This window comes from Gordonia desulfuricans NBRC 100010 (assembly GCF_001485495.1).
Lineage (GTDB): Bacteria > Actinomycetota > Actinomycetes > Mycobacteriales > Mycobacteriaceae > Gordonia > Gordonia desulfuricans.
The window spans coordinates 1-15360 of record NZ_BCNF01000004.1 but is presented as its reverse complement, the minus strand read 5'-3'; the positions used below and the strand labels follow the sequence as shown (position 1 = coordinate 15360).

The 15360-nt window shown below is 68.7% G+C and carries 14 protein-coding genes and 1 pseudogene; 14 read left to right on the top strand and 1 reads right to left on the bottom strand.

Annotation, left to right across the window (positions count from 1 at the left end; translation table 11 throughout):
* Positions 1-333 precede the first annotated feature (333 nt).
* The gene (hemW, locus tag GD1_RS00480) at positions 334-1557 is read left to right on the top strand and encodes a radical SAM family heme chaperone HemW (RefSeq protein ID WP_083533764.1); all 1224 of its coding nucleotides are present in this window, start codon (positions 334-336) and stop codon (positions 1555-1557) included.
* Between the two features lie 10 nt (positions 1558-1567).
* Here hemW and GD1_RS00475 read toward each other — a convergent pair whose 3' ends face one another.
* Positions 1568-2032 carry a type II toxin-antitoxin system VapB family antitoxin gene (locus GD1_RS00475; protein ID WP_053777584.1) on the bottom strand — a complete coding sequence of 155 codons (465 nt, stop codon included), beginning with the start codon at positions 2030-2032 and terminating at the stop codon, positions 1568-1570.
* 150 nt (positions 2033-2182) lie between these two features.
* Between GD1_RS00475 and hrcA the strand changes: the two genes are divergently transcribed.
* The 13 genes and pseudogenes from hrcA (at position 2183) to GD1_RS00410 (ending at position 15218) form a co-directional block, all read left to right on the top strand.
* Entirely contained in the window at positions 2183-3217 is a 1035-nt protein-coding gene (hrcA, locus tag GD1_RS00470; protein WP_059034963.1) for a heat-inducible transcriptional repressor HrcA, read from the top strand.
* Between the two features lie 96 nt (positions 3218-3313).
* Complete coding sequence (dnaJ, locus tag GD1_RS00465; RefSeq protein ID WP_053777583.1) at positions 3314-4474, top strand: molecular chaperone DnaJ; 1161 nt, start codon at positions 3314-3316, stop codon at positions 4472-4474.
* Between the two features lie 10 nt (positions 4475-4484).
* Positions 4485-5234: a 16S rRNA (uracil(1498)-N(3))-methyltransferase gene (locus GD1_RS00460; protein ID WP_053777582.1), complete on the top strand. Its 750-nt coding sequence runs from the start codon at positions 4485-4487 to the stop codon at positions 5232-5234.
* A gap of 81 nt (positions 5235-5315) precedes the next feature.
* Complete coding sequence (locus tag GD1_RS00455; RefSeq protein ID WP_059034961.1) at positions 5316-6101, top strand: alpha/beta hydrolase family protein; 786 nt, start codon at positions 5316-5318, stop codon at positions 6099-6101.
* A gap of 129 nt (positions 6102-6230) precedes the next feature.
* Positions 6231-8249, top strand: coding sequence for a PhoH family protein (locus GD1_RS00450; RefSeq protein ID WP_059035027.1), 2019 nt, complete (start codon positions 6231-6233; stop codon positions 8247-8249).
* Positions 8246-8830, top strand: a complete 585-nt coding sequence (gene ybeY / locus GD1_RS00445) for an rRNA maturation RNase YbeY (RefSeq protein ID WP_020789569.1) — start codon at positions 8246-8248, stop codon at positions 8828-8830. The genes GD1_RS00450 and ybeY overlap by 4 nt, the downstream gene beginning before the upstream one ends.
* Entirely contained in the window at positions 8827-10218 is a 1392-nt protein-coding gene (locus GD1_RS00440) for a hemolysin family protein (protein ID WP_083533763.1), read from the top strand. Before ybeY ends, GD1_RS00440 begins: the two co-directional genes overlap by 4 nt.
* Entirely contained in the window at positions 10215-10556 is a 342-nt protein-coding gene (locus GD1_RS00435; RefSeq protein ID WP_059034960.1) for a cytidine deaminase-like protein, read from the top strand. Before GD1_RS00440 ends, GD1_RS00435 begins: the two co-directional genes overlap by 4 nt.
* The gene (gene era, locus GD1_RS00430) at positions 10553-11464 is read left to right on the top strand and encodes a GTPase Era (RefSeq protein ID WP_059034958.1); all 912 of its coding nucleotides are present in this window, start codon (positions 10553-10555) and stop codon (positions 11462-11464) included. Before GD1_RS00435 ends, era begins: the two co-directional genes overlap by 4 nt.
* 33 nt (positions 11465-11497) lie before the next feature.
* Positions 11498-12892 (top strand): annotated as a pseudogene (locus GD1_RS00425) (YhgE/Pip domain-containing protein); the annotation flags it as partial.
* Between the two features lie 327 nt (positions 12893-13219).
* Positions 13220-13993: a DNA repair protein RecO gene (recO, locus tag GD1_RS00420; RefSeq protein WP_053777616.1), complete on the top strand. Its 774-nt coding sequence runs from the start codon at positions 13220-13222 to the stop codon at positions 13991-13993.
* A complete protein-coding gene (locus GD1_RS00415; protein WP_020793107.1) occupies positions 13993-14811 on the top strand; it encodes an isoprenyl transferase in 819 nt (272 codons plus the stop codon). The genes recO and GD1_RS00415 overlap by 1 nt, the downstream gene beginning before the upstream one ends.
* Positions 14808-15218, top strand: coding sequence for a hypothetical protein (locus GD1_RS00410; protein ID WP_020793106.1), 411 nt, complete (start codon positions 14808-14810; stop codon positions 15216-15218). Before GD1_RS00415 ends, GD1_RS00410 begins: the two co-directional genes overlap by 4 nt.
* Positions 15219-15360 lie beyond the last annotated feature (142 nt).

Below are 15360 nucleotides of genomic sequence, written 5' to 3'. Positions count from 1 at the left end.
AACGTGCGGCGGGGCTTCTCGGGGCCGGGAGCGTCGTCTAGAGACGACAGCAAGCGCTGCAGACGCGCTTGAGATCAACGTGGCGTCGAGCTGCGAGCCACACCCCGGGGAAATTCACGTTGCCCATAGTGCCACGTCCGTCTGTCGCGCGTCTACTTGGGAATACTTTTCGCCACGCTGAGTCAAAGTCGTTCCATGAGGTACTGCCGGTGACCTCGGACGACGCCGACAGTGATCTTGGACACAACGACGGTTGTGTCCGGGTGTATTCCGCGCACCCGGCGCCGAATTGGGGTGGACGGACTTCACGCGCATGATGGACGGGTGAGCAGTATGAGTCCGTCGGTCCCCGACATCTCCGCGTCGGTACCCGAATCGGACATCCGGGCAGCGGCCGCCTCGGTCGACCCCACCGTCGGATTCGGCCTCTACGTCCACGTCCCGTTCTGCGCCACACGCTGCGGCTATTGCGACTTCAACACCTACACCGCCGGTGAGCTCGGCACATCCGCCTCGCCCGAGTCGTGGTTCGACGCCGTGACCGCCGAACTCGACATCGCCGCGGCGGCGCTGAACCCGACGCGGCCGGTGTCGACGATCTTCGTCGGCGGCGGCACCCCGTCGCTGCTCGGCGGCGACGGTCTGGCCCGTCTGCTCGGCGCGATCACGGCCCGATTCGAGCTGACCGACGACGCGGAGGTCACCACCGAGTCGAATCCGGAATCGACGTCGCCGGAGTTCTTCGACACGCTGCGCGCCGCCGGCTACACCCGCATCTCCCTCGGGATGCAGTCGGCCGCCCCGCACGTGCTCGCCACCCTCGACCGCACCCACACCCCGGGCCGGGCCGTGGCCGCTGCCCACGAGGCCGCTGCGGCGGGTTTCGACCACATCAACCTCGACCTCATCTACGGGACCCCGGGGGAGCACGACGCCGACCTCGACGCCAGCCTCGACGCGGTGCTCGCCGCCCCGGTCGACCACGTGTCGGCCTATGCGCTGATCGTCGAGGACGGCACCGCGCTGGCCCGGCGCGTGCGGCGCGGGGAGATCCCGGCCCCCGACGACGACGTCCTCGCCACCCGCTACACGCGCATCGACGAACGGCTCCGCGGCGCCGGCTTCGACTGGTACGAGGTCTCCAACTGGGCGCGCAGCACCGCCGGGCAGTGTCACCACAACCTCGCCTACTGGTACGGCCACGACTGGTGGGGTGTCGGCCCGGGCGCCCACTCGCACATCAACGGGGTGCGCTGGTCGTCGGTGAAACACCCGGCCCGCTACGCCACGACCCTCGCCGGCAACGCCATCCCGGTGGCCTCACACGAGGTGCTGGCCCCCGCCGACCGCCACCTCGAGGCCGTCATGCTCACCACGCGCTGCCGCAGCGGGCTGCCGCTGGCCCTGCTCGACGCCGCCGAGGCCGCACAGGCACGGCGGCTCGTCGACGACGGGTTGCTCGTCGTCGGCGATGACGTCCTCGTGCTCACCGACCGTGGCCGGCTGCTCGCCGATGCGGTGATCCGGGACATCGTCGTGGCCGGCGATCGCGGCTGACGCGGCCCTGCTACCAGCGTTGTTGCGGTGGCGGCGGGGTCCAGCCGGTGGAGCGTGAGGTACGCCGGTGCGCGCCCGCGTCGCGGGTGGCCGGATCCCGCGGTGTGTCGGAGACGATCGGCAGCGCCTGGGCGTCGCCGAGCTGCTCGTCGAGGGTCGGGGCGCCCGGCCGCAGGTCGAAGGCGTCGAGGTCGAGCATCCGCGCGTGGATCACATGCCGGTTGCGCAGTGCCGAACGCACCGCGCGGTGCAGGCCGTCCTCGAGGTACATCTCACCCTGCCAGCGCACCACGTGCGAGAACAGGTCGCCGTAGAAGGTGGAGTCCTCGCTGAGGAGTCGATCGAGCGCCAGGACGGTGGTCACCGTCACCAGTTCGTCGAGCCGGAACTGACGGGGCGGGATCTTGGCCCAGCCCCGCGGGCTGAGTCCGTGGTCGGGATAGGGCTTGCCCTCCCGAACCCCCTTGAAGATCATGGTGATTCGTCCTGTGCTGGGTCCTCACCTGCGGTGACGCGTGATCAGGCGGCTCGCCGGCATCACGCACCGCCGAGGTGCGCTGCGGTTTCGTAGAATGGATCTCACCCACTGTATGGCAGACAGCGGGACCGAGAGGAGGTCTGGCCGGTGTCGAGCACCGATGATCGACGGTTCGAGGTTCTGCGCGCGATCGTCACCGACTTCGTCTCCACGCAGGAGCCGATCGGCTCGAAGGCACTGGTGGAGCGTCACCAGCTGGGAGTGTCGAGCGCGACGGTCCGCAACGACATGGCGGTACTGGAGGCAGAGGGATACATCGCCCAGCCGCACACCAGTTCCGGTCGCGTGCCGACGGACAAGGGTTACCGGATGTTCGTCGACCGGATCAGCGAGGTCAAGCCGTTGTCGGCGGCCGAACGCCGCGCGATCCTGTCGGTCCTGGATTCCGGGGTCGACCTCGACGACGTGCTGCGCCGCTCGGTGCGGCTGCTCGCGCATCTGACCCGACAGGTCGCGGTGATCCAGTATCCGGTGCTCTCGACCGCCACCGTCCGGCACCTGGAGGTGGTGTCGCTGGCCCCGTCGCGGCTGCTGCTCGTGGTGATCACCGACACCGGCCGCGTCGAACAGCGCATGGTGGCCCTGGCCCACGAACTCACCGACGACGAGACCGCGCGCCTGCGGGACATGTTCTCCGAGGCCCTCGACGGCAAACGGCTCGAGGAGGCGTCGGCGTCGGTGGCCGAACTGGCCAACGCCGCCCCCGAAGACCTGCGTCAGGCCGTGGTCACCGTGGCCACGGTGCTGGTGGAGACCCTGGTCGAACGCGGCGAGGACCGGCTGGTGCTCGGCGGCACGTCCAACCTGGCGCGTGCGGCGGCGGATTTCGCGCCCAGCTACGGCGGCATGGACTCGGTGCTCGAGGCGCTCGAAGAGCAGGTGGTGGTGCTCAAACTGCTCGCCACCACCCAGCGGATGGGTCGGGTGACGGTTCAGATCGGTGAGGAGACCCAGACCGAGAACCTGCGTGGTACCTCGGTGGTGTCCACGGGGTACGGTGCTTCGGGCACCGTGTTCGGCAGTGTCGGCGTGGTCGGGCCCACCCGCATGGACTATCCGGGAACCATTGCGTCGGTGGCCGCCGTTGCCAAGTACGTGGGCGAGGTACTCGCCGAACGGTGAGCCCGCGGCCGGGCGTCCCCGGGCCGGAATCGGCCCTGCGGAACGCATCAGGCTGCGCAACCAGTGAGTTTGTGAGAACGAAGGACCGAGACGACCGTGGCAACTGACTACTACGGACTGCTGGGCGTTGCCAAGGGCGCGACCGATCAGGAGATCAAGCGCGCCTACCGGAAGAAGGCCCGGGAGCTGCACCCCGACGTCAACCCCGGCGAGGAGGACCGCTTCAAAGAGGTCACCACCGCCTATGAGGTGCTCAGCGATCCGGAGAAGCGACGCATCGTCGACGCCGGTGGCGACCCGCTCGCGGGCCCCGGCCAGGGCGGCTTCGCCGGTGGGTTCGGTGGCGGTGGCCTGGGCGACGTGTTCGAGGCGTTCTTCGGCGGCGGTGGCGGAGGCTTCGGTGGCGGCTTCGGCGCCGGCCGTGGGCCCCGCTCGCGGGTCCAGCCGGGCGAGCCCGCCCTGGTCGGCGTGGAACTCGACCTCGAGGAGTGTGCGGCCGGGGTCAACAAGGAACTGACCGTCGACACCGCGATCCTGTGCGAGGTCTGCAAGGGTGCGGGCACCAACGGTGACTCCAAGCCGGTCTCCTGCGACACCTGCCACGGTGCCGGTGAGATCCAGGCGGTCCAGCGCTCCCTGCTGGGCCAGGTGATGACCGTGCGCGAATGCCCCACCTGCCACGGTGTCGGCGAGATCATTCCCGATCCCTGCCGCAAGTGCGGCGGCGAGGGCCGCGTCCGCTCGCGCCGCACCATGACCGTCCGCATCCCGGCCGGGATCGAATCCGGCATGCGGGTGCGTCTGGCCGGTCAGGGCGAGGTCGGTCTCGGCGGCGGTCCCGCCGGTGACCTCTACGTCGAGATCACCGAACGTCCGCACGAGGTGTTCATCCGGGACAAGGACGACCTGCACTGCACGCTGCGTGTGCCGATCGTCGACGCCGCGCTCGGTGGCACCTTCGACGTGCAGACCATCCTCGGCGACGCCGTCACCGTCACCATCGACGCCGGCACCCAGCCCGGGCAGGTCGTCAAACTGCGCGGTCAGGGTATGCCGCACGTGAACACCGGTGTGCGTGGCAACCTGCACGTGCACCTGGACGTGACGGTGCCCACCAAGCTGGATTCGGCACAGACCGAGGCGCTCAAGAAGTTCCGGGATGCCTCCGACGACTCGATCGACCTGGTCACCACCGCAGCGGCGGCCGCACCGGGCGGACTGTTCTCCCGGCTGCGCAACGCCTTCGCCGGCCGCTGATCGGATCGGCGTGAGCCCACCGCTGTTCTGGGTCGACGACGTCCCCTCCGCCGGGGCGCAGGCCACGCTGTCGGGGCCCGAGGGCCGGCACGCGGTGACCGTCGCACGGCTGCGTGTCGGCGAGCCCGTCCTGCTCGGCGACGGCGCCGGATCGCTGGCCACCTGTGAGGTGACCGGCATCGGCGGCAAGGACACCCTCCATGCCCGCGTCGGCCGCTACGAGTTCACCGACCGGGCCACACCCCTGGTCACGGTGGTGCAGGCGCTGCCCAAATCAGAACGGTCCGAACTGGCCGTCGACCTCGCCACCGAAGCCGGTGCCGACCGGATCGTCCCCTGGCAGGCGGCCCGTTGTGTGTCCCGATGGACCGGCAAGGCCGACAAGGGGGTCGCCAAGTGGACCGCCGCGGCGTCGGCGGCCGCCAAACAGAGCCGACGCCCCTGGATTCCCGAGGTCACCGACCTGGCGACGACGACCGACGTCCGTGCCCGCTGCGCCGAGGTCGTGGGCGCCGGTGGGGTGGTGGCGGTGCTGCACGAGGAGGCCGCCGAACCGCTGCGCGACCTGCCGCTGGCAGATGCACCCGAGGTGGTGCTGGTGGTGGGGCCCGAAGGGGGCCTCGACGACGCCGAGATCGCCGACCTCACCGCACTCGGTGCGCGACCGGTGATCCTGGGCCCGGAGGTCCTGCGCACCTCGACCGCGGCGGCGGTGGCACTCGGTGCGATCGGCGCACTGACCGACCGGTGGGCCCGATGACCCCAACCGGACCGCGACGACCCGACGAGCATGAAACCCCGACGACGATGAGAACCCGAAAACGATGAAGCCCCGAAAACGATGAAGCGCTGTGCGGTCCACCGATCCCGGGTGCACTACGCCGACAGACCCTCGCAGTTCGGGCACCTGTACCACGCCGCCGATCAGGCCGACCGGCCCGAGGTGATGCGTCCGATCGTGCTCGTCCACGGTGGCTACTGGACCACCGAGTTCGCGCTGACCATCGAGACCGCGATCGCCCGGCAGTATGCCGAACGCGGTGCGCTGGTGTGGAACATCGAGTACCGCCGGGTCGGGGAGGAGGGCGGCGGCTGGCCGAACACCGGACGCGATGTCGTCGCCGCGATCGGCGCCCTCGACGGCCCGGTCCGCGCGGGTCTGGACCCTGACGTGGCCGCCCGGGTCGACTGGGATGCGGTGGCCGTCGTCGGTCATTCCGCCGGTGGGCAACTGGCGGTGTGGGCCTCCGCCCAGCTCGGTGCGCGCACCGCCACCACCCGGATCGACACCGTCGTCGCGCAGGCCGCGGCACTGGATCTCGTTGCGGCAGGCCGGGTTGCGCGACCGTCGGTGGTCAACCTGCTCGGCGGCCCCTACGAGTCCCGCCCGGAACGGTATCGCTCGGCGTCGCCGGTGGATCTCGAGCCGATCGACGCCCACATCGTGGTGATCCACGGCGACAAGGACACCGCGATCGCGGTGGAGCACAGCCGCGAGTACGTACGCCGGGTCGCCGAGCGCGGGCAGTCGGTGGAGCTCATCGTCGTCGGCGAGGAAGGCCACGACGCCTTCGTGGACCCGCGTAGCGCGTGCAATCGGCGGACGATCCGCGCACTGGGTCTGTGAACCGTCGATGCGCGAACCGGAATATTCGGTGGTGGGTGCGTCGGTGGCGAGGGATAGACTGACAACACCCCGACGCCCGGGACACCACGTTCCGGGCGTGCCCCGAACTTTTCAGGAGTGATCTCATACGTGAGTGACGACGACCCCGACGTGAGCGCCGCCAAGCGCGGGACCCCACCGGGCCGACCTGTGGTCACATCGAATGTCGAGGTTCCCTCCGAGGTGGTGTTCGGGCTACTCGGTGCCAGTGATGTCAACCTGCGCACCCTGGAACAACTGCTGCCCGCCGACATCCACGTCCGCGGCGATCAGATCACCCTTCGCGGAACGGCTGCCGACGTCGCAGCCTCCGAGCGGGTGATCGCCGAACTGGTCGACCTCGTCGGGCGGGGCACCCCGCTGACCCCGGATCTGGTGCGGCACAGCGTGTCGATGCTGTCCGAGGGGGTCTCGGAGTCGCCGGCGGATGTGTTGTCGCTGGACATCCTGTCCCGGCGCGGCAAGACCATCCGGCCCAAGACGCTCAACCAGAAGAAGTACGTCGACGCGATCGACGACAACACCATCGTGTTCGGGCTCGGTCCCGCGGGTACCGGCAAGACCTATCTGGCGATGGCGAAGGCCGTGCAGGCGCTGCAGGCCAAGGACGTCACCCGGATCATCCTCACCCGCCCGGCGGTGGAGGCCGGTGAACGTCTGGGATTCCTGCCCGGCACGCTCAGCGAGAAGATCGACCCGTACCTCCGGCCGCTGTACGACGCCCTGCACGACATGATGGATCCGGAGTCGATCCCCAAGCTCATGGCGGCCGGGGTGATCGAGGTGGCGCCGCTGGCGTACATGCGGGGACGCGCGCAACCGGTGTCCACGCCCGTACTGACACCGTCGGGTTTCCGTCCGATCGGTGAGCTGCGCGTCGGGGACGAGGTGATCGGCTCGGACGGACGACCCACCGAGGTCCTCGGTGTGTACCCGCAGGGGTTCAAGGACATCGTGCGGGTGACGACTCAGGACGGCTCGACCACCTTGTGTTCGACCGACCACCTGTGGTCGGTGTACACGCGGTCCGATCGCCACAGCGGTGCGGGACCGAGGGTCCTCGAGACCAAGGAGATGATCGGGAACCTCCGTGCCGCGCACGGTCTCCGATACGAACTCCCGCTGCTGAGTGCGCCGGTCGACTTCGCGTCGCAGCCGGTTCCGCTCGACCCGTATGCGCTCGGGCTCCGGCTCGGTGCCGGCGGCACGGCTGCTCAGACCACGCCGTCCTCCACCGATCCCGGATCGGGGGAGGCGTCGGAGACCGCGATCTCGGAGTCCATCCCACGGCAGTACCTGTTCAACACCGCAGATGTTCGGCTCGCGGTGTTGCAGGGACTCATGGACACCGATGACGGCCTCGTGATCGCGGCGGCACGAACCCCGCTGGTGCAGTACACGACGGTGTCGGATCGGCTGGCCGACGATGTCACGTTCCTCGTGCAGTCCTTGGGTGGCGTCGTCTCCCGGCGTATCCGTGTCGCGGAGGGCCGGGCAGCCGGAGGAGCCGGGGGCCGCGCCGTCGCCGACGACCATGTACTCGACATCCGCCTGCCGGCCGGGATGATGCCGTTCCGGTCGGTCGGGAAGATCGCGGAGTACGCGGTCACCGAGTCCGACCAGCCCGAACGCTACATCGAGTCGATCGAATCGGCCGGTACCGACGAGGCCGTGTGCATCCGGGTGGCGGCAGCGGATTCGCTGTATGTGACAGAGGATTTCCTGCTGACCCACAACACGCTCAACGATGCCTTCATCATCCTGGACGAGGCGCAGAACACCACCGGCGAGCAGATGAAGATGTTCCTGACACGCCTTGGGTTCGGCTCGAAGGTCGTGGTGACCGGCGACGTCACCCAGGTGGACCTACCCGGTGGGGCGCAGAGCGGTCTGGTGGCCGCCAGCCGCATCCTCGAGGGGATCGACGACATCCACTTCTCGATTCTCACGAGCGCAGATGTGGTGCGACACAGGCTCGTTGCCGACATCGTCGACGCCTACGGACGTGCCGAAGAGGCCGAACGCGCCAACCCGCGACTCCGCGACACCGACCGACTGCCCGGAAACCGCGCCGCCCGGCGCGCTGGAAACCATGGACGACGCTCATGAGTATCGAATTCGCCAACGAATCCGGGGTCGACGTCCCCGCCGACCTCGTGCTGGACGCCGCCCGGTTCGCGATCGCCGCGATGGACGTCCATCCCGGCGCCGAACTGTCGGTGCTGTGTGTGGACGAGCCGACGATGGCCGACATGCACGTGCAGTGGATGGACCTGCCCGGCCCCACCGACGTGATGAGCTTTCCGATGGACGAGCTGGTGCCCGGTGCCCGGCCCGACGCCGCCGAACCCGGCCCGGCGATCCTCGGTGACATCGTCCTGTGCCCGGAGTTCGCGGCCAAGCAGGCCCGTGAGGCGCACCGGTCCTTCGAACACGAGCTGGCGATGCTCACCGTCCACGGCGTGCTCCACCTCCTCGGCTACGACCACGCCGAGCCCGAGGAGGAGAAGGAGATGTTCGGTCTGCAGAACCAGCTGCTCGAAGAGTTCTACGCCGAACGTCACCGCGCCGCGCAACGACAACGACAGTCCGACCGGGACAGCCGGTTGTTGACCAACATCGGGTTCACCGAGACCGCCGGAGGTGAATCCGGTCCCGCGCTCGGTGGCGCGACCCCGGACGAACGGTGAGTACCACCACCGACATCTGGCTCGGGATCTGCGCGATCCTGCTCGTCGCGCTCAGCGGGGTCTTCGCCGCCGCCGACACCGCCGTCTCCACCGTCTCGATGGCGCGCGTGGAGGACATGGTCAAAGAGCACCGCGCCGGTGCGGCCCGGCTGGTGAAAGTGCTCGAATCGCGGGCCACCTATGTGGGTCTGGCGGTTCTGCTGCGGGTGGTCTGCGAGACCGCCGCGGTGGCCTTCATCGCGGTGATCGCCGTCGACGGGCTCGGTCTGGGCTGGGGTCTGACCGTGACCATCCTCGGGATGGCGGTGGTGTCGTATGTGGCTGCCGGGGTGGGTCCGCGCACGCTGGGACGTCAGCATGCCTACTCGATCTCGCTGATGTCGGCGGCCGTGCTGCAGGCCATCGGTGTGCTCCTCAAGCCGGTGACCCGCCTGCTGATCCTGATCGGCAACGGCCTGACCCCGGGCAAGGGATTCCGCAACGGTCCGTTCGCCACCGAGGTGGAGGTGCGTGAGGTCGTCGACCTGGCCGAGGCCCGCGGCGTCGTCGATGCCGACGAGCGCCGGATGATCCAGTCGGTCTTCGATCTCGGTGACACCAATGCCCGCGAGGTGATGGTGCCGCGCCCGGAGATGATCTGGATCGAACACGACAAGACCGCCGCACAAGCGGTCAGCCTGGCCGTGCGCAGCGGCCATTCGCGAATACCGGTGATCGGCGAGAACCCCGACGACATCCTCGGCGTCGTCTATCTGAAAGACCTCGTCGCCCAAGGCCTCTCCGGAAACGACGGCAAGACCGTCCCGGTGGCCGAGATGATGCGGCCGGCCGAGTTCATCCCCGACTCCAAACCCCTCGACAAGGTGCTCGAGGACATGCGCCGCACCCACAACCACATGGCACTGCTCGTCGACGAGTACGGCGGTATCGCCGGGCTGGTGACCATCGAGGACGTCCTCGAGGAGATCGTCGGTGAGATCACCGACGAGTACGACACCGGCGAGGTCGCGCCCGTCGAGGACCTCGGTGACGGCAGCTACCGGGTCTCGGCACGACTGCCCGTCGAGGACCTCGGCGAATTGTTCGACGTCGACATCGACGACGACGAGGTGGAGACCGTCGGCGGCCTGGTGGGGCTGGAACTGGGCCGGGTGCCGCTGCCCGGCGCCCAGGTGTTCAGCCACGGCCTGCACCTGGTGGCCGAGGGCGGGCCCAACCGGCAGGGGCGTCAGCGCATCACCACCGTGGTGGTGACCCGCGCCGAACCCCGTGTCGCCGAATCCGATACCGACCGCACCGAATACCCTGAGCACGCCGACCACCGATCCCGGGACAACCGATCCCGGGACAACCGATCTGGGGACAACCCACGCAAGGAGGCGATGTGAGCGAAGCGCTCACCGACGAGGACCAGAAACTGGTGGTCCTGGCCCGCGGCGCGCGTGGCCGCGCCCAGTCCGTCTCCGGGGCGGCGGTGCGCGACGGCGACGGCCGCACCTACGCCGGCGCCGACGTCACCACCACCACGCTGACGTTGTCGGCGTTGCAGGTCGCCGTCGCCACCGCCCTGTCGAGTGGTGCCGAATCGTTCGAGGCCGCAGTGGTCGTCGGCGGAGACCCCGACGACCCGGGCCGCGCCACCCTCGCCGAGATCAGCCCGGCCGCCGCCCTCGTCGTCACCGACCCGGCCGGTACGCCGCTGACCCGTCTGGACGCCGAGGGATGAGCGAATTCCGTTCCGGCTTCGTGTGTTTCGTCGGCCGGCCGAACACCGGCAAATCCACCCTCACCAATGCGCTGGTGGGGGAGAAGATCGCGATCACCTCCAACCGGCCGCAGACCACCCGTCACACCATCCGGGGCATCGTCAACCGCCCCGACGCACAACTCGTGCTGGTGGACACCCCCGGCCTGCACCGTCCGCGCACCCTGCTCGGCCAGCGCCTCAACGACCTGGTCCGCGACACCTACTCCGAGGTCGACCTGATCGGCGTGTGTATCCCCGCCGACGAGAAGATCGGTCCGGGCGACCGCTGGATCGTCGAGCAGGTGCGTCAGATGGCGCCCGGGACCACCGTGCTGGGCATCGTCACCAAGATCGACACCGTCGGCCAGGAGAAGGTGGCCGCCCAGCTGCTGGCACTGTCGCAACTGCTGGGTCCGTCGTCGGAGGTGGTGCCGGTGTCGGCGCGCTCCGGCAAGCAGATGGACGTCCTCGGCGATGTCCTGGTCTCGCTGATGGAGCCGGGCCCCGCGTTCTACCCGGACGGCGAGCTCACCGACGAGCCCGAACAGGTGCTGATGGCGGAGTTCATCCGTGAGGCCGCGCTCGAGGGTGTGCACGACGAACTGCCGCATTCGCTGGCGGTGGTGATCGAGGAGATCATCCCGCGCGAGGATCGCACCCCCGAGCAGACGCCGATGGTCGACGTCCATGCGATTCTGTACGTCGAGCGCGACAGCCAGAAGGGCATCATCATCGGCAAGAAGGGTGCCCGGCTCAAGGCGGTGGGTACCGCCGCGCGCGGCCAGATCGAGGCGCTGCTGGGGGTCAAGGTGTACCTCGATCTGCACGTCAAGGTCGCCAAGGACTGGCAGCGTGATCCAAAACAGTTGGGGCGCATGGGTTTCTGAGTTGCGCCCCACCGACCGGAGGGAGAACATCGGGTGGGCAAGCATGAGGTGGGCGGGGAGTCCGACACAGTCGTGACCCCCGATGTGGGCGCCCACGAGGCACACGAGGTGGAGGCCCAGGCCACCAAGACCATCTCCGAGGTTCTCGGCTCACCCCGCTTCTGGCTGATGCCGGTGCTGCTGGTCGTCGTCGTCATGTCGTTCATGGCGGCGCTGTACATGGGTGCCATCGCCGACCCCGAGAAGAACCTGCACGACTTCCCGATCGCGCTCGTCGACGAGGACTCCGGCGGCACCCTCGACAACGGTGACGGCACCACCACCGCCGTCGACTACGGCAAACAGGTCGGCGACGGGATCATCACCAACGCCGCCGAGAGCGGGATCGTGGTGCACCGCGCCGACCGCACCACCGCCCTCAACGAACTCAACTCGGGCACGGTCTACGGCGTCGTCGTGATCGGACCCAATTTCACCAATTCGACCATCTCCCTGGGCCGGGCCGCCGTGCTGACCGCGCGGCCGGACCCGGTGACCATCGACATCTACATCAACCGCGGGTCGGGCACCTTCGCCTCGGCGATCACCACGACTTTCGCCGAGCGGGTGTCGGAGCAGGTCAACGACCAGATGGGCGAACAGCTCACCGCGACCGTGCGGTCCCAGCTGGCCAAGGCCGGCGTCAACTTCTCCGGCGCGGCGCAGCTGGCGCTGTGGAATCCGGTGAAGGTGGACATCATCGAACCGACGCCGCTGCCGGACGGCTCCGGCAACGGATTGTCGGCCTTCTACTACACGTTGCTGCTGATCCTGGCCGGGTTCACCGGCGCGATGATGGTGAGCATCGTCGTCGACGGAATCCTGGGTCAGACACCGGTGGAGTTCGGTCCCTTCTACCAACTGCGGATGCGTCTGGCGATCTCCCGATGGGGCACCCTCGCCGCCAAGTGGACGGTGATGGCGATCATCGCCGTGATCCAGTCGGCACTGTTCATCGGTGTGTGCGCGGCCGTCGGTACCTCCCTGCCCAATGCGTTCTCGCTGTGGCTGTTCGGGACGCTGGTGATCTTCGCGGTCGGGGTGTCGGCGAGTTCGATGATGGCCGTGTTCGGCAATGCCGGCCTGATCGTCAACCTCGTGTTCTTCGTGATCCTCGGTCTGCCGTCGTCGGGCGGGACGGTCCCCTTGGAGGCCAGTCCGAGGATCTTCGAGTGGATCGCCGCGATCGAGCCGATGCACCTGGTCTACCTGGGCGCGAGGGCGATCCTGTTCTTCGACGCCGACTGGGACGCCGGGCTCGGACGCTCGGTGATCCAGACCTTCGTCGGGCTGGGCGTCGGGCTGTTGCTGGGATGGTTGGGCACCAAGTTCTACGATCGCAAGGGATGGCATCGTTACCCGGGCGGCATGCAGTTGCCGGCGAGGCTGGCCGCCGCACTGGACAAGACCGGCACCCCGACCATCACCGTCCCGGCACCGCATCACGTCGCCGGGACGGCACCGCGCAGGGTTGCTGCCGGTCAGTCCGTTCTGAATCCCGGACCCGACGAGGTGCCGAGTGATGAGGTTGCGGTGCCGAGTGATGAGGGTGCGAACGACGGGGCGCCGAGCGACGGGGTGCCGAACGACGGGGCCGCCGCCGGGGCACGATCCGACGAGTCGTCGGGGGAGGCGGAGCCCGACGAGACCCGGGTGTGAGCAGGATGCGGAGTGTCCCGGCCACGCGCCGTCGGTGCCCGGTGGGACAATGACCCGGTGAGGTTCTACCGGGATGAGGCCGTCGTGCTGCGCCAGCACAAGCTGGGCGAGGCCGACCGGATCATCACGTTGCTCACCGCCGAGCACGGACTGGTGCGTGCGGTCGCCAAGGGCGTGCGCCGCACCCGCTCCAAGTTCGGGGCGCGGCTGGAGCCCTTCGCACATGTCGATGTGCACCTCTATCCGGGGCGCAGCCTGGACGTGATCACCCAGGTGGACAGCCTGCACGCGTTCTCCGACGCGATCGTCGCCGACTACGCCCGCTACACCACCGCATGCGCGGTGCTGGAGACCGCCGAGCGTCTGGCCGGTGAAGAACGTGCACCGGCACCGCGGCTGCACCGGCTCACCGTCGGCGCGCTGGAAGCCCTCGCCGACCATCGACGACCCAACCAGCTGATCCTCGACGCCTACCTGCTGCGCGCGATGCACTGCGCCGGCTGGATGCCCGCCCTGGAGGTGTGTGCCCGCTGCGCGCAGCCCGGGCCGCACCGTGCGTTCCACGTCGCCGCCGGCGGTGCGGTGTGCCTGCACTGCCGCCCGCCCGGTGCCGCGACGCCCTCGCCCGGGGTGCTGGATCTGATGGAGGCGATGTTCGCCGGACAGTGGGAGGCCACCGAGTCGGCAACCGACGGGCTGCGGCGTCAGGCCAGCGGGCTGATCGCCGCCCACCTGCAATGGCACCTCGAGCGTCAGCTGCGCACCCTGCCGCTGATCGAGCGGGCAGCTCCCCATAGGCTGGTCGAGGAAGCGGTGAGAGGAGTCGGCTGATGGCGTTACGTCCCGGATCGTCGGCACGCAAGGCCGGTGCGACCCGGCCGGTGACGGTGCGTCCGCCCGACCCGCACCCCAGCGGTGCGAAACCACCTGCGTTGCCTGCCGAGTTCGTGCCCAAGCACGTCGCATTGGTGATGGACGGCAACGGTCGCTGGGCCACCGAACGGGGTCTTCCGCGCACCGAGGGTCACAAACGCGGTGAGGCCGTCCTGATGGACACCGTGTGTGGCTGCATCGATCTGGGCGTGAAATGGCTGTCGGCGTATGCCTTTTCCACCGAGAACTGGTCGCGGAGCCCGGACGAGGTGAAGTTCCTGATGGGCTTCAACCGCGATGTGATCCGTCGTCGGCGTGACGAGATGAACGAGATGGGTGTGCGGGTTCGGTGGGCCGGGCGTCGGCCTCGCCTGTGGCGCAGCGTCATCAAGGAGCTCGAGGTCGCCGAGGAACTGACCCGCGACAACGACGTGATGACGCTGACGATGTGCGTCAACTACGGCGGTCGAGCCGAGATCGCCGATGCCGCAAGGGAGATCGCCCGTCGGGCCGCGGCCGGGGAGATCGACCCGGAACGGATCAACGAGCAGTCGTTCGCCAAGTACCTCGACGAGCCGGACATGCCCGACGTCGACCTGTTCCTGCGACCGTCGGGGGAGCAGCGTATCTCCAACTTCCTGTTGTGGCAGTCGGCGTACGCCGAGATGGTGTACCAGGAGAAGCTGTTTCCCGATTTCGATCGTCGCGATCTGTGGGATGCGTGCGTCGAGTACGCCAAGCGTGACCGCAGGTTCGGCGGGGTCAAACCGCAATGAGTCCGGAAACTCCTGCTGCCGAACCGATCTCACGCGTACGCGACCTGCTTGCCGAGGTTGGCGAGGTGGTGGACTCCGACGCCGACTCGGTGGTCGTGCGTGTGGGCCGGACCCGCGCATCGGTGCGGGCGATCGACCTCGCCGAGGAACTGCGGGTACTGACCATCACCCAGCTGATCGCACTGAATCTACCCAATACACCCGAACTACGAGACGACGTCGAAAACCACGACGCCCGACTCAGTTTCGGCAGTCTGCGGCGGTCCGATCCGGAAGGGGTGACCACCGATGTCCTGCTGTACTACACGTTTCCCTTCGGTGGGCTCGCCGACATCGGATTGCTGACCGTCCTGCATCTCGTGCTGACCACCGGCGCCGAGGTCGCGGGGGAACTCGTCGGCGGCTGATAGCACCACTGCGGTGCCCGGTGAACGAATTCGGGGGCCCAGTGAACGTGTTCGGGTGCCCACTGAACGTGTTCGGGGGCCCAGTCAACGGATCCGGGTGCCCACTGAACGGGTTGGGGTGCCCACTGAACGGGTTGGGGTG